Below are 15,639 nucleotides of genomic sequence, written 5' to 3'. Positions count from 1 at the left end.
CCCATGGGATGGCCTTAGTTTCCTGAGCCACCGCAGAGTTCACTCTCCCGCCCAACGTTCATATGGGTGAACCCAGTTGACCACCCCCACACCCCCGGAAGGCAAACCCCCATGCGTACCGGATCACGCGCCCTGCGCAGACCGAAGGCGCTGCTGTCGGCGCTCGCCGCCGTCCTGGCAGGAGTGCTGGCCGCCGTACTGGCGGCCCCGGCCTCGGCCGTGAAAGACCCCGCTCAACAGGCCGCGAAGGCGCAACAGGCCGCCGCACCCGGGAACTTCACCCACCCCGGGGTGCTTGTCAGCCGCCCCCAGCTCGACTTCGTCAAGGCCAAGGTCAGGGCCGGAGCCCCGCCCTGGAAGTCCGCCTACGACCAGATGCTCGGCAGCAAGTACGCCTCCCTCACGCGCACCGCCAAGCCCCGAGCCGTCGTCGAGTGCGGCTCGTACTCCAACCCCAACCACGGCTGCACGGACGAGCGCGAGGACGCGATAGCCGCCTACACCCTCGCCCTCGCCTGGTACATCGGCGGCGACAGCCGCTACGCCAAGAAGTCGATCGAGATCATGGACGCCTGGTCCGCCGTGATCAAGGACCACACCAACAGCAACGCCCCGCTGCAGACCGGCTGGGCGGGCTCCTCCTGGCCTCGGGCCGCCGAGATCGTCAAGTACACCTACAGCACCTGGCCGAACTCGGCCCGCTTCGGCACCATGCTGCGCAATGTCTACCTGCCCAAGGTCATCGGCGGCTCGCAGTCCAACGGCAACTGGGAGCTGAGCATGATGGAGGCGGCGATCGGCATCGCCGTCTTCCTGGAGGACCGCGGCGCGTACGACAAGGCCGTCGCCAAGTTCCGCGGGCGCGTCCCCGCGTACATCTATCTGACCTCCGACGGCTCCCTGCCCAGGACGGCGCCCGGCTCCGGCCTGGACACCCGAGAGAAGATCATCAAGTACTGGCAGGGCCAGTCGACCTTCATGAACGGGCTCGGCCAGGAGACCTGCCGCGATCTCACCCACACCGGATACGGCTTCTCGGCCATCTCGCACATCGCAGAGACCAGCCGCATCCAGGGGCAGGACCTCTACCCGGAGATCGCCGACCGCTTGCGGTACGCGCTGGGTCTGCACGCCAGGTACCAACTCGGCGAGCCGGTGCCGGGCAACCTCTGCAACGGCAGCCTCAAGGACAAGCTCGGCCCGGTCACCGAGGTCGGCTTCAACGCCCTGCACACCCGGCTGGGCTTCGACATGAGCAACACCCAGCGCCTCACCGAGCAGCAGCGGCCCGCGGGCTCCAACAACCTGTTCGTCGCCTGGGAGACGCTGACCCACGCGAACAACCCGACTTAGGGCGGGCCTGTCTTCCGGGTGGCACGAAACGAGCCACAGTTCGAAACGGCCGCGGCGACCGCCAACTACCCTCTGCCAACACCCTGTTCACAATTGGGGAGTCCGACCCGGACCTCGAAACACTCTTCGAGTTCGGGCTCCACCGAACCCTTGACGGCATCGCGATGATGATCGGCGAAACGTCCGCTTAACGAACATGACCATTCGGGCAACGGACGAATTCTGGCCAACTTGTTGACGCGCTCCTGACAGATGGCAGTGATTGCTGTCACTCTTCCCCCGATCCACGCTCCACATGCTCCGCATGCTCTGCCCGGCCGGCCCACCCAGTCGCCCGGTACCCCCCTCGCAGAAGGAGTTCGCGTGAGACCCACGCCTCGCCGCCGCACCACCGCGACCGGAGCTCTCATAGCCACCGCCGCCCTCCTGGCGGTCGGATTCCAGACCGGCACCTCCGCAGCCGAACCGGCGTCAACCGCCGCACCGGCAGCGGCGAAAGCAGGCAAGGCCAACCCCGGCGCCCTGCCGTTGAACCTCAGCCCGGCCCAGCGGGCCGAGCTGATCCGCAAGGCGAGCGCCACCACGGCGGCCACCGCCAAGGAACTGGGCCTCACGGCCCAGGAGAAGCTCGTCGTACGGGACGTCACCCAGGACCGCGACGGCACCACCCACACCCGCTACGAGCGCACCTACGCCGGCCTCCCGGTGCTCGGCGGCGACCTGCTGGTCGCGGAGACGAAGGCCGGTGCGACCGAGTCGGTCACCAAGGCTTCGGCCGCGGTCCTCAAGAACGTCGACACCAGCGCCGATGTCGCCCCGGCCACCGCCGAGAAGCAGGCGCTGGGCGCGGCCAGGGCGGAGGGCTCGGCGAAGGCCAAGGCCGACCGCGCGCCCCGCAAGGTGGTCTGGATGGCGCAGGGCAAGCCGACGCTCGCGTACGAGACCGTCGTCGGCGGCCTCCAGCACGACGGCACCCCGAACGAGCTGCACGTCGTCACCGACGCGACCACCGGCAAGAAGCTCTTCGAGTGGCAGGGCGTCGAGAACGGCACCGGCAACACGCAGTACAGCGGCTCGGTGACGGTCGGCAGCGTGCAGTCCGGCTCCACGTACAACCTCACCGACACCGGGCGCGGCAGCCACAAGACGTACAACCTGAACCACGGCAGCAGCGGCACCGGCACCCTGTTCTCGGGTTCCGACGACGTCTGGGGCAACGGCCAGGCCTCCGAGCCCGAGACCGCGGGCGCGGACGCGGCCTACGGCGCCGGGCTCACCTGGGACTACTACAAGAACGTGTACGGCCGTTCCGGCATCCGCGGTGACGGCGTCGGCGCGTACTCCCGGGTGCACTACGGCAACGCCTACGTCAACGCGTTCTGGCAGGACAGCTGCTTCTGCATGACGTACGGCGACGGCTCGGGCAACGCCAAGCCGCTCACGTCGATCGACGTCGCCGGGCACGAGATGACCCACGGTGTCACCGCCGCCACCGCGAAGCTCGTGTACAGCGGCGAGTCCGGCGGCCTCAACGAGGCGACGTCCGACATCTTCGCCTCGGCTGTCGAGTTCTACGCCAACAACGCCACGGACAAGGGCGACTACCTCATCGGCGAGAAGATCGACATCAACGGCGACGGCACCCCGCTGCGCTACCAGGACAAGCCGAGCAAGGACGGCGCGTCCAAGGACGCCTGGTACTCGGGCATTGGCAACATCGACGTCCACTACTCCTCGGGTCCGGCGAACCACTGGTTCTACCTGGCCTCCGAGGGCAGCGGCCCCAAGACCATCAACGGCGTCAACTACGACTCGCCGACCTCCGACGGACTGCCGGTGACCGGCATCGGCCGGGACAAGGCCGCGCTGATCTGGTACAAGGCGCTCACCACGAAGTTCAACTCCACGACCAACTACGCGGCGGCGCGCACCGGCACCATCGCGGTCGCGACGGAGCTGTACGGAGCCACCAGCGCCGAGGTCAAGTCCGTGACCGACGCATGGGCCGGCATCAACGTCGGCTCCCGTCCCGGCGGCGGCGACCCCGACCCCGGCACGGTCTTCGAGAACACCGCCGACGTCTCCATCCCGGACAACGGCGCCGCGGTCACCTCTTCGGTCACGGTCACCGGCCGTACGGGCAACGCCCCGAGCACGCTCAAGGTCGGCGTGGACATCATCCACACCTGGCGCGGTGACCTGGTCGTGGACCTGGTCGCCCCGGACGGCACGGTGTACAACCTGAAGCCGTTCAGCTCCTCCGACTCGGCGGACAACGTCCAGGCGACCTACACGGTCAACGCCTCCTCCGAAGTCGCCAACGGCACCTGGAAGCTGCGCGTCCAGGACAAGGCCGCGTGGGACACCGGCTACATCAACAGCTTCAAGCTCACCTTCTGAGGCTGCTGAACCTGTCGTACGAGGCTGCCCGGGGGCATCTGCCCCCGGGCAGCCTCCGCGTTTCGCCCGACGACGCACTTCCTCCGGAGCCGATCGCCGCGAAGTAGTCCGCCGGTGCTCACGCAATCGCGGATCCTGCACCTGGCTCACCCCACCAGACTGTCGCGCCACGCCCGGTGCAGACCCGCGAACCGGCCTTCCCCGCCGATCAGTTGATCCGGTGCGCCGTCCTCCACGATCCGCCCGTTCTCCATCACAAGGACCCGGTCCGCGATCTCGACCGTCGACAATCGGTGGGCGATCACGACGGCCGTACGCCCGTGCAGCACCGTGTCCATCGCGCGCTGCACCGCCCGTTCGCCCGGGATGTCGAGCGAACTCGTCGCCTCGTCGAGAATCAGCACGGCCGGGTCGGCGAGCAACGCGCGTGCGAAGCTCACCAGTTGCCGCTGACCGGCGGAGATCCGGCCGCCCCGTTTGCGTACGTCAGTGTCGTACCCGTCCGGCAGACCGCTGATGAAGTCGTGCGCGCCGATCGCCTTCGCGGCCCGCTCGATCTCCTCGCGGGAGGCGTCCGGCCGCCCGATCGCGATGTTCTCGGCGACCGTTCCGGAGAACAGGAAGGCCTCCTGGGTCACCATCACCACGCCGCGCCGCAGTTCGGGCGTGGACAGCGCGCGCAGGTCGACGCCGTCGATCAGTACCCGCCCCTCGCTCGGGTCGTAGAAACGGGCCAGCAGCTTGGCGAGGGTGGACTTGCCGGCGCCGGTCGAGCCGACCACGGCGACCGTCTGCCCGGCCGGGATCGTCAGATCGAAACGGGGCAGCACCTCGCCGCCGGTGCGGTAGGCGAAGCGGACGCCCTCGAAGACGACCTCGCGACCGGGGTGCTCGCCGTCGAGCGCGGGCAGCTGCGCGGGCTCCCGAGCCTCGGGCACGGACGGGGTCTGGGCCAGCAGCCCGGCGATCTTCTCCAGCGAAGCCGCCGCGGACTGGTACGAGTTCAGGAACATCCCGAGCCGGTCGATCGGGTCGTACAGCCGCCGCAGAAAGAGCACGGCGGCGGCCAGCACACCGAGCGCGAGCGTCCCGTCGGCGACCCGGTACGCGCCCCAGAGCACGATCCCAGCGACCGCGGTGTTGGCGACGATCCGCGAGCCGACCACATAGCGCGCCATCTCCATCAGGCTGTCGCCGTTGCTGCGCTCATGGCGGTGGTTGAGTACCCGGAAGTCCGCGTCGTTGGCGCGCTCGCGCCGGAAGGCCCGCACGGGGCGGATGCCGTTCATCGTCTCCGCGAACTTCACGATGACCGCGGCGATCGCGGTGGAGCGGACGCTGAAGACGACGCCGACACGGCGCTGGTAGCGGCGGACAAGCAGATACAGCGGTACGAAGGAGAGCACCGCGAGCCCGCCGAGTCCGAGGTCGAGCCAGAGCAGCATCGACGAGATGTAGACGAAAGCGAGAACGACCGTGATCAGCTCCTGGAGCCCTTCGCCGAGCAGCTCACGCAGGGACTCCACGTCTGCGGTCGAACGGGAGATCAGCCGTCCCGAGGTGTAGCGCTCGTGGAAGTCGACGCTCAGGGCCTGGGCATGGCGAAAGATCCGGCCGCGCAGGTCGAGAAGGACGTCCTGATTGACTCGGGCGGCGGCGGTGATGAAGCAGTACTGGAACAGCCCGGCACCGAGCGCGCACACGGCGTACCCGACAGCGACGGCGATCAGCGGTCCGTAGTCGTGTGCCCGGAAGGCGGGCACGCCGCGGTCGATGGCGTACGCGACGAGAAGCGGCCCGGCCTGGACGGTGGCCTGCTGGAGCAGCAGGAGCAGCCCGGCGAGTGCGACGCGCGCGCGGCGGGGCGCGAGGAGGGACCGCAGCAGGGCGCCGGTCGCGCCCTTGGGCGTGGGCAGGGCATCCCGGTCGAAGGGATCGTCCCCGCCGGACGCGGGCGTCCGCTGCTGTGGCTGCTCCGGCTCCTCCGGCTGCTCGACGGGCGGCGCGGCGGTCGTCGACGACGTCATCGGACACCTTCCTCGGCGCCTGCTTCCACGCCGGACATGAGCCACGCGTATTCGGCATTCGTACGCAGCAGTTCCTGATGTGTGCCCACCGCCGCGATGCGGCCCTGCGAGAGCAGCGCCACGCGGTCCGCCAGCATCACTGTCGACGGGCGGTGCGCCACCACCAGAGCCGTCGTGTCCTCGAGCACCCTGCGCAGGGCCGCCTCCACCAGTGCCTCCGTATGCACGTCGAGTGCTGAAAGGGGATCGTCGAGCACCAGGAAGCGCGGTCGGCCGACCACGGCCCGGGCCAGCGCGAGGCGTTGGCGCTGGCCGCCGGAGAGGCTGAGGCCCTGTTCGCCGACCTGGGTGTCGAAGCCCTGCGGCAACGAGCCGACGAAGCCGGCCTGGGCGATGTCGAGCGCCCGCTCCAACTCCGCTTCGCCCGCTGCTTCCCCGGTGCCCATCAGGACGTTCTCGCCGACGCTCGCCGAGAACAGCGTCGGCTCCTCGAAGGCGACGGACACCAGCTCGCGCAGCCGCTCGCGCGGCATCGCGGCGATGTCCTCGCCGTCGAGCGTGATCCGCCCCTCGGTCACCTCGTGCAGCCGCGGTACGAGCGCGGTGAGGGTGGTCTTTCCGGAGCCGGTGCCGCCGACGAGGGCCATGGTCTCGCCCGGCCGCACGCGCAGGTCGATTCGGGCGAGCACGGGCGTGGAGTCCGCTGGTGCGTCGGGATAGCGGAAGATGACCCCTTCGAACGCCAGACCCGCTGCCCCGGACGGCCCCGTCTCGGCGGGCACCACGCGCACTTCCGCGGACGGCCCCGTCTCGGCGGGCGCCAGGCGCGTTTTCGCGGACGGCAAGGCTTGCGCGAAAGCGTCCGACTCCTCCTTCGCGTCCATCACCTCGAAGTACCGCTCGGTCGCTGTCGCCGCCTCCTGGCTCAGCGCCAGCAGAAAACCGATCGAATCCACCGGCCACCGCAGCGCCAGCGCCGTCGACAGGAAGGCCACCAGCGTGCCCGCGGACAGTTCGCCGTCCGCGACCTGGACCGTGCCCAGCACCAGTGCCGCGCCGATGGCCAGCTCGGGGATCGCCGTGATCAGCGCCCAGATGCCGGCCAGCAGCCTCGCCTTGCCGAGCTCGGTGCCGCGCAGCCGCTGCGAGAGCTCCCGGAAGGCGCGGGCCTGGCTGCGGTGGCGGCCGAAGCCCTTGATGATGCGGATGCCGAGCACGCTCTCCTCGACGACCGTCGTCAGATCGCCGACCTGGTCCTGTGCCTGCCGCGCGACGATCGAGTACCGAGACTCGAAGAGCCAGCAGAGAATCACCATCGGCACGATCGGCGTGAGCAGCACCAGCCCCAGCGTCCACTGCTGGGCCAGCAGAATGACGATCCCGACGAGGATCGTCGTCGCATTGACCAGCAGGAAGGTCAGCGGGAACGCCAGGAACATGCGCAGCAGCATCAGGTCGCTCGTGGCGCGCGAGAGCAGCTGGCCCGAGGGCCACCGGTCGTGGAAGGCCACCGGGAGCCGCTGCAGATGCCGGTAGAGGTCGGCCCGCATCGCCGCCTCGACCCCCGCGAGCGGCCGTGCCACCAGCCATCGCCTGAACCCGAAGAGCACCGCCTCGGCGATCCCCAGTAACAGCAGCGCCAGCGCCCCCAGCCAGACCCCGCCGGGGTCACGGCCCGCGACCGGGCCGTCCACCATCCACTTCAGTACGAGCGGAATGACCAGGCCCAGACAGGAGGCCACGACGGCGACAAATGCCGCACTGAACAGGCGAGTTCGGATGGGGTGTACATACGGCCACAGCCGCAGCAGCGTGCGCACGGCGGACCGGTCCTTGGCAGTTGCGTGTGTTCTGGGCATCAGTTGCGAGCCTACGGTTCACCACTGACAGCGCTCATGTGGTTTTCCGGGGGCATCGGCCGGCGCCGAGCACCTCCTACGTCCTGACCTTCAGCAACAGCACCGACCGGGGCGGCACCGTCAAGGTCTCGCCGCCCCGGTGCACCGTCCCCGGCGCCGAATCCTGGTCCTCCCGCGAGGTGTCGACCACCAGCTCGTAGGCCTGCGCCCAGGGCGGCCCGGGGAGCTGGAAGCTCACCGGGCGGTCCGCCGAGTGCAGGATCGTCAGGAAGCTGTCGTCCGTCACCTCCGCGCCACGCGCGTCACGTCCCGGGATGTCGCGGCCCGACAGATAGAGCGCCAGGGTCGACGCCGGTGCGTACCAGTCCTGTTCCGTCATCTCTCTGCCGTGCGGCGTGAACCAGGCCAGGTCCCGCAGGCCGTCCGCCGCATGGGCGCGGCCCGAGAAGAAGGCGCGCCGGCGCAGCACCGGGTGAGTGTGGCGCACGGCCAGCAGCCGGGTGGTCAGCTCCAGCACCCCGCGCGGTCCCGGGCGCTCCAGCAGGGACCAGTCCAGCCAGCTCACCTCGTTGTCCTGGCAGTACGCGTTGTTGCTGCCGCCCTGCGTACGGCCCATCTCGTCGCCCGCGACCAGCATCGGCACGCCCGTCGACACGAGCAGAGTGGTCAGCAGGTTGCGCACCTGGCGCCGCCGCAGCGCGTTGATGTGCGGATCGTCCGTCTCGCCCTCCGCGCCGCAGTTCCAGGACCGGTTGTCGTTCGTGCCGTCGCGGTTGCCCTCCACGTTGGCCTCATTGTGCTTCTGCTCGTAACTGACCAGGTCGCGCACGGTGAACCCGTCGTGCGCGGTGACGAAGTTGATGGAGGCGTACGGCCGCCGCCCGCCCCAGGCGTACAGATCGCTGGACCCCGAGAGCCGGTATCCAAGGTCGCGTACGTCGGGCAGCGCGCCGCGCCAGAAGTCCCGTACGGCGTCCCGGTACCGGTCGTTCCACTCGGTCCACAGCGGCGGGAACGCGCCCACCTGGTAGCCGCCATTGCCCACGTCCCACGGCTCGGCGATCAGCTTGACGCGCCGCAGCACGGGGTCCTGGGCGATGACCGCGAGAAAGGGGGAGAGCATGTCGACGTCGTGCATGGAGCGGGCCAGTGCCGCCGCCAGGTCGAAGCGGAAGCCGTCGACACCCATCTCGGTCACCCAGTAGCGCAGCGAATCGGTGATCAGCCGCAGCACATGTGGCTTCACCACATGCAGGGTGTTGCCGCAGCCGGTGTAGTCCGCGTACGCCCGGGCGTCCGACTGGAGCCGGTAGTAGCCGCGGTTGTCGATGCCGCGCAGGGACAGCGTCGGCCCCAGCTGACCCGCCTCCGCAGTGTGGTTGTAGACCACATCGAGGATCACCTCGATCCCGGCGGCGTGCAGCGCCCGCACCATCCGTTTGAACTCGCCGACCTGCTCACCGCGGGTACCGCTCGCCGAGTACGCGGCATGGGGCGCGAAGTAGCCGATGGAGTTGTAGCCCCAGTAGTTGCGCAGCCCGCGCTTGAGCAGATGGTCCTCGTGGGCGTACTGGTGCACGGGGAGCAGTTCGACCGCGGTGACTCCGAGCCGTACGAGATGACCGATCGCCGCCGGATGCGCCAGGCCGGCGTAGGTGCCCCGCAGCTCGTGCGGAATCCCGGGATGCAGCTTGGTGAAGCCGCGCACATGGAGTTCGTAGATGACCGAGTCCGCCCACGGGGTCTTGGGCCTGCGATCGTCCGACCAGTCGTCGTCATCGTGGACGACAACGCCCTTGGGTACGAACGGGGCCGAGTCCCGGTCGTCGCGCACGGTGTCGGCGACATGCTGCTGCGGCCAGTCGCGCACATGCCCGTACACCTCGGCGGGCAGCTCGCAGTAGTCGTTCCCCCGGCCCGCGTCCACCGCGCGTGCATACGGATCGAGCAGCAGCTTCGCCGGATTCCAGCGGGCGCCGGTCCACGGGTCCCAGCGCCCGTGCACCCGGTAGCCGTACCGCTGTCCCGGCCGGATCCCGGGCACGAAGCCGTGCCAGATCTCATGGGTCAGCTCGGTCAGCGGCAGCCGCGTCTCCACCCCCGTGTCGTCGAAGAGGCACAGCTCGGCCGCCTCCGCTCCGCCCGCCCAGAGCGCGAAGTTGGTCCCCGCGACCCCGTCGGGGCCGACCCGGAAACGGGCCCCGAGCGGCGTCGGCGCGCCCGGCCACACCGACAGCCTGCGGGTGTCCGGCTCCCGATGGCGGCCGTTGACGCCGGCCGTGGTTCCGGCCGTGTCCCCGGCCGTCAGGAGTGGGCCGGGAAGGTCGCCCGGCACCTCCTCCTGCACTGTCTCCTGCTCGGCTGCGCTCGACACCTGCCGGCCTCCCGCGGCTCGTCGGGCCCCGCTGACGTGAAGGGGCTCACGGCGTCCCGGCCGCAGCGTCCCACGCGTGGTCCTCCCACCTGTTCTGCCCGCGCTGCTCTTGTCCCAACATGCCCCTGCGCTCACGTTTCCCCTGGAGGGGCGTGGTCGTTGGGCGGTATGTGAAACACGTACTGAAGCGGGCACGGCAGGGCATGACCTTCGCCCTGGCATGGGCAGGACTGATGGCCGGGCTCACCGGCTGCACCGGCGGGGACCTCGACATCGGCAACAAGCCGCGGTCGGCCGAGGAGGTCATCCGAGTGACCCCCGAGGACGGCGCGAAGGGGGTCGGCCCCCGGGGCCCTCTCGAGGTGCGACTGCCCAGCGGGCGTCTCGAGCGGGTCAAGGTGGTGCAGATCGAGGATGCTCAGCCCACCGAGATCCACGGCCTGATCTCCGAGGACGGCCTGCGCTGGACTCTGGACAGGGGTACCCGGCTGGACCTCGCCGCCAAGTACAGCGTCGACGTGGTCGCCCTGGACGCGCACGGCCGTCGCTCGGCCCGCCACACCACGTTCACCACCCGGGTCCCCGAGCGCCGGTTCATCGGCTACTTCAAGCCGGAGAACCGCGCGACCGTGGGCACCGGAATGATCGTCTCGTTCGACTTCAACCGGGAGATCGAGGATCGTGCGGCCGTCCAGCGCGCCATCCGCGTCAGCTCGGAGCCGCCGGTCGAGATCGTCGGCCACTGGTTCGGCAAGGAGCGCCTGGACTTCCGCCCGCGCGAGTACTGGAAGCCGGGCACCAGGGTCACGGTCGACCTGCGGCTGCGCGACGTCGAGGCGGCGCCCGGCGTCTACGGCATCCAGCAGCGGACCGTCGCCTTCACCGTGGGCCGCTCGCAGGTCTCACGGGTCGATGCGGCGGCGCACACCATGGAGGTCCGGCGCGACGGGGGGATTCTGGCGAAGGTGCCGATCACGGCCGGGGCGCCCAAGTCGACCACGTACAACGGAAAGATGGTGGTCACGGAGATGTTCGACGTGACCCGGATGAACGGTGCGACGGTCGGCTTCAAGAAGCGGAACGGAAAGGGCGAGTACGACATCAAGGACGTTCCGCACGCCATGCGGCTGACCGACTCGGGCACCTTCATCCACGGCAACTACTGGGCCGCGTCCGACACCTTCGGCTCGGTGAACGTCTCGCACGGCTGTGTCGGACTGCGCGATGTGAAGGGCGGCAGTGAGGACACCCCGGCCGGCTGGTTCTTCGACCGGACCCTGATCGGTGATGTGGTCGAGGTGGTCAACTCGAAGGACAAAAAGGTCGATCCCAGCAATGGCCTCAGCGGCTGGAACCTGGGCTGGCCGGAGTGGAAAGCCGGTTCCGCGCTGAACTGACCCTCGCCAGGACCTCGCTGACCTGCTGGACCCGCACCGCTTCAGATGAGCTCCCCGGACAAGTTGGGACTGAACGGTGACATTCGTGGGGACGATCCACTACCCACGGTGTGATTATCTATCGCCGTGCGTGCGTGAGGCGCGCGGGGGTGCGGGCCGTGGCGGGGCCAGGCCGTGCGAGGGGAGAGACCATTTTGAACGGGCAGCCGATATCGGGGGCGTCGGCCAGGGGCTTCGGCGGGCGCAGGCGTGGGGGCGCCGCTGTGCCGGCTCTGGTGCTGGGGGCGCTGCTGGTGCTTGTGACGGCGTGCGGGGGCGGCGACGACAAGGGCGGCGACGGCAAGGGCGGTAAGGACGGCGGGCAGGTCGGGAACGCGGCCTCCCAGGCGGTGGTGACCATCGCGCCCAAGGACGGCGCCTCCTCGGTCGCCACCAGCGGTGTACTCAAGGTCACCGCGGCCAAGGGCAAGCTGATCACGGTCACGGTCCAGGACGACAAGGGCGCCGCGATCGAGGGCAAGGTCGCCGCGGACGGCGCCAGTTGGCAGCCGCTGCAGCATCTGGCGGGCTCCACCAAGTACAAGGTGCACGCGGTCGCGAAGGACGCGGACGGACGTGAGTCGGCGAAGGACACCACCTTCACCACGCTCGTACCGAAGAACACCTTCCTCGGGCAGTACACGCCCGAGGACGGTGCGACGGTCGGCGTCGGCATGCCGGTCTCGATCAACTTCACCCGCGGCATCACCAACCCGGAGGCCGTCGAGAAGGCCATCAAGGTGACCGCGGTGCCGGCGGTGCCGGTCGAGGGCCACTGGTTCGGCAACGACCGCCTCGACTTCCGCCCGGAGAAGTACTGGGCGGCGGGCACCAAGGTGACCGTGAAGCTCAATCTGGACGGCGTCGAGGGCCGCCCCGGGGTGTACGGCAAGCAGTCCAAGACGGTGAAGTTCACCATCGGCCGCAGCCAGGTCTCCACCGTGGACGCGAAGGAGCACCGGATGAAGGTCGTCCGGGACGGCAAGGAGATCAAGGACATCCCGATCACCGCGGGCGCGCCGTCGACCACCACGTACAACGGCGAGATGGTCATCAGCGAGAAGTACAAGGTGACCCGGATGAACGGCGCCACCGTCGGCTTCGGCGGCGAGTACGACATCAAGGACGTGCCGCACGCGATGCGTCTGTCCAACACGGGCACGTTCGTGCACGGCAACTACTGGGCCTCGTCCGGGACCTTCGGATCGGCGAATGTCAGCCACGGCTGTGTGGGCCTGCGGGACGCACGGGGCGCGGGGGACAGCAGCACCCCGGCGGCCTGGTTCTTCGACAGCTCGATCATCGGCGACGTGGTGATCGTGAAGAACTCCAAGGACAAGCAGATCTCCCCGGAGAACGGCCTGAACGGCTGGAACATGTCCTGGGCCGAGTGGACCAAGTAAAAGCTTCGCCCGCCGGGCCCGGTGCTGTGAGCAACAGCACCGGGCCCGTTCGCGTTAACGGGGACTAACCTCGCCTTCATGACTGTTTCTCTCGAGGTCTCCGAAGGCGTCGGCACCATCCGTCTCGACCGCCCGCCGATGAACGCGCTGGACATCGCCGTCCAGGACCGGCTGCGCGAGCTGGCCGAGGAGGCGACCCGCCGCGACGACGTACGGGCCGTGATCCTGTACGGCGGCGAGAAGGTGTTCGCGGCCGGCGCGGACATCAAGGAGATGCAGGCCATGGACCACGCGGCGATGGTCGTACGGTCCCGGGCCCTGCAGGACTCCTTCACCGCCGTCGCCCGTATCCCCAAGCCCGTCGTCGCGGCCGTCACCGGCTATGCACTGGGCGGCGGTTGCGAGCTGGCGCTCTGTGCCGACTTCCGGATCGCGGCGGACAACGCCAAGCTCGGCCAGCCGGAGATCCTGCTGGGCCTGATTCCGGGCGCCGGCGGCACCCAGCGGCTGTCGCGGCTGATCGGTCCCTCCAAGGCCAAGGACCTGATTTTCACCGGTCGCATGGTGAAGGCGGACGAGGCGCTGGGACTGGGTCTGGTCGACCGGGTGGTCCCCGCCGCCGAGGTGTACGAGCAGGCGCGCGCCTGGGCCGCGAAGCTGGCGCAGGGGCCGGCGCTGGCGCTGCGTGCCGCCAAGGAGTCCATCGACGCGGGTCTTGAGACGGACATCGAGACGGGCCTGGCCATCGAACGGAACTGGTTCGCGGGCCTGTTCGCGACGGAGGACCGCGAGCGCGGGATGCGCAGCTTTGTGGAGGAGGGTCCGGGTAAGGCCAAGTTCCTCTGAATTAAGTCCTGTTGGGTGCTTGCGCATCCGGCGTCAACCCTGTGTGTGGCTTAGCTGAGTCTTAAGACAGCCTTAAGTCCCCGCGGCCCGCTGCTCTTTGTGATCATTCGCAAGCAAGGCGTCAGGGCAGCTCAGGATGGGTATCAGGGTTGGTATGAGGCCACAGTCATATGCCAACAGGTCCCCCCGGAACGTCTGGTTCCGGGGGCCCTATTCCGCTGGAACGGCCCCGTCGGTCACTCTTTGCGGCCATGATGGGGGCATGGCGGGCCTCGAAGGTGTGGAACAGCCGCGGCAGCGCGGCAGCTCTGCCGCGGCGCGGTGGGCGCCAGTGGTCGAGGACGAACAGGCCCTCAAGGCGCTGGAGTTGTTCGGCAACCCCACGGACGAGGAAGTGCGACTTCCCTCCCGCCCCGAGTCCGCCGCCACCGCCCGGCGACTGACCCAGTGCGTTGTGCTGCGTCAGTGGGCGCTTCCCGCGCAGACCGCCGAGCACGCGGTGTTACTGGTGTCGGAGCTGGTGGGCAACGCGGTACGCCATACCGGCGCGCGGGTCTTCGGGTTGCGGATGCTGCGCCGCCGTGGCTGGATCAGGATCGAGGTCCGCGATCCCTCGCGCGGTCTGCCGTGTCTGATGCCGGTCCAGGAGATGGACACCAGCGGCCGCGGGCTCTTCCTCGTCGACAAGCTCTCCGACCGATGGGGTGTGGATCTGCTGCCGCGCGGCAAGACCACCTGGTTCGAGATGCGGGTCACCGACCGCTGACACACAGAAGCCCCCTGAACGGGGGCTTCTGCGGAGCGCCGTGGATCGGGGGGGTGTATCCACGGCGGCCTTCGACGACCTCGCCCGGGTCAATGGGGGTCGTATCACCGACTATGGCAGACGGGGGCTCTCTCGCCAAAAGTCCTTACACGGATATAAGTCGGCAAACAGCACCATGTTCGAAATGGATCGTAGGTGAGATGGGCCACCCGCCTCATAAATGGTGAATAGAAATGGGATCGGGCGGGTGATTCATTGATTTCCTTGCCTGTCGGGTGATGTCGGCAGCGATGACCGGCAAACGTCCCGAATTGGGTCAATCGTTATATTTGGCCCACTTCGCCCCTACTGTGCTTTCCCGTGACCCCGAGCTTTCCCGTGACCCCGATCGACCGCCGCGGCGCACTGCGCGCCGGAGCGGGAGCCGTCGCCGCGGGCGCCCTCGCCTCGGGCTGTACCGGCAGCGGTCCCGCTCCGGCGTCCCCTGCCGCCCCGGCCCCGCCGTCCCGTTCCGCCCGTTCTGCCCGCCCGGCACCCGCCCCCCGTCGCTTTCCCGGACAGCCCGCCCAGATCACGCACGGCCCGCGCGAACGCGACGGGGTGGCCCTGACCTTCCACGGCCAGGGCGACCCGGCCATCGCCCAGGCCCTGCTCGCCGAGGCCGAACGGGTCGGCGCCCGCATCACCGTGCTCGCCGTCGGCAGCTGGCTCGACCAGTACCCGCGGATCGCCCGCCGGATCCTCGACGGCGGCCATGACCTCGGCAATCACACCCAGCGCCATCTGGCCGTCTCGACGATGCCCGAGACCGAGGCATACGCCGAGATCACCGACTGTGCCGAAAGACTGCGCCGGCTCACCGGCTCCGTCGGCACCTGGTTCCGCCCCTCCCGTGCGAAGGACGCGACCCCTCTCGTCACCAGACTCGCCGCCCGGGCGGGCTACCCGCACGTCCTCTCGTACGACGTCGACTCCCTCGACTTCACCTCACCCGGCGCCGAAGCCGTCATCGGCAATGTCACCGGGCAGATCCAGCGCGGATCGGTGGTGAGCCTGCACTTCGGCCATGCGGACACGGTCGCCGCACTGCCCGCCATCCTCGACGACCTCCACCGCCGCGGGCTGCGCGCGGTCACCACCACGGAGCTGCTGAGCTGATGCACCCGACCACTTCC

At 69.2% G+C, this 15,639-nt stretch carries 10 protein-coding genes; 7 read left to right on the top strand and 3 right to left on the bottom strand.

The window, feature by feature from the left end; genetic code table 11:
* The first annotated feature begins 111 nt into the window (after window positions 1-111).
* Together OG729_RS12015 and OG729_RS12010 are read left to right on the top strand one after the other, a co-directional pair.
* A complete protein-coding gene (locus OG729_RS12015) occupies window positions 112-1,353 on the top strand; it encodes an alginate lyase family protein (protein ID WP_405805940.1) in 1,242 nt (413 codons plus the stop codon).
* Window positions 1,354-1,716: 363 nt separating this feature from the next.
* Window positions 1,717-3,753: a M4 family metallopeptidase gene (locus OG729_RS12010; protein WP_405805939.1), complete on the top strand. Its 2,037-nt coding sequence runs from the start codon at window positions 1,717-1,719 to the stop codon at window positions 3,751-3,753.
* Between the two features lie 146 nt (window positions 3,754-3,899).
* On the opposite strand, the gene OG729_RS12005 is transcribed toward OG729_RS12010, so the two are convergent.
* From OG729_RS12005 to glgX, 3 genes are all read right to left on the bottom strand, one after another.
* Window positions 3,900-5,780 carry an ABC transporter ATP-binding protein gene (locus OG729_RS12005; protein WP_405805938.1) on the bottom strand — a complete coding sequence of 627 codons (1,881 nt, stop codon included), beginning with the start codon at window positions 5,778-5,780 and terminating at the stop codon, window positions 3,900-3,902.
* Window positions 5,777-7,639, bottom strand: coding sequence for an ABC transporter ATP-binding protein (locus tag OG729_RS12000; RefSeq protein ID WP_405805937.1), 1,863 nt, complete (start codon window positions 7,637-7,639; stop codon window positions 5,777-5,779). Before OG729_RS12000 ends, OG729_RS12005 begins: the two co-directional genes overlap by 4 nt.
* Window positions 7,640-7,715: 76 nt before the next feature.
* Complete coding sequence (gene glgX, locus OG729_RS11995; RefSeq protein WP_405805936.1) at window positions 7,716-10,013, bottom strand: glycogen debranching protein GlgX; 2,298 nt, start codon at window positions 10,011-10,013, stop codon at window positions 7,716-7,718.
* 170 nt (window positions 10,014-10,183) lie between these two features.
* Here glgX and OG729_RS11990 point away from each other — a divergent pair, with 170 nt between their 5' ends.
* From OG729_RS11990 to OG729_RS11970, 5 genes are all read left to right on the top strand, one after another.
* Window positions 10,184-11,410, top strand: coding sequence for an Ig-like domain-containing protein (locus OG729_RS11990; RefSeq protein WP_360881279.1), 1,227 nt, complete (start codon window positions 10,184-10,186; stop codon window positions 11,408-11,410).
* A gap of 194 nt (window positions 11,411-11,604) precedes the next feature.
* The gene (locus OG729_RS11985; protein WP_405805935.1) at window positions 11,605-12,852 is read left to right on the top strand and encodes an Ig-like domain-containing protein; all 1,248 of its coding nucleotides are present in this window, start codon (window positions 11,605-11,607) and stop codon (window positions 12,850-12,852) included.
* 78 nt (window positions 12,853-12,930) lie between these two features.
* A complete protein-coding gene (locus tag OG729_RS11980; RefSeq protein WP_360881261.1) occupies window positions 12,931-13,698 on the top strand; it encodes an enoyl-CoA hydratase-related protein in 768 nt (255 codons plus the stop codon).
* Window positions 13,699-13,960: 262 nt separating this feature from the next.
* A complete protein-coding gene (locus OG729_RS11975) occupies window positions 13,961-14,464 on the top strand; it encodes an ATP-binding protein (RefSeq protein WP_360881259.1) in 504 nt (167 codons plus the stop codon).
* Between the two features lie 378 nt (window positions 14,465-14,842).
* Complete coding sequence (locus OG729_RS11970) at window positions 14,843-15,622, top strand: polysaccharide deacetylase family protein (RefSeq protein ID WP_405811114.1); 780 nt, start codon at window positions 14,843-14,845, stop codon at window positions 15,620-15,622.
* Window positions 15,623-15,639 lie beyond the last annotated feature (17 nt).

This window comes from Streptomyces sp. NBC_00210, assembly GCF_045160975.1.
Taxonomy (GTDB): domain Bacteria; phylum Actinomycetota; class Actinomycetes; order Streptomycetales; family Streptomycetaceae; genus Streptomyces.
This window is presented reverse-complemented; position numbering and strand designations above follow the sequence as displayed.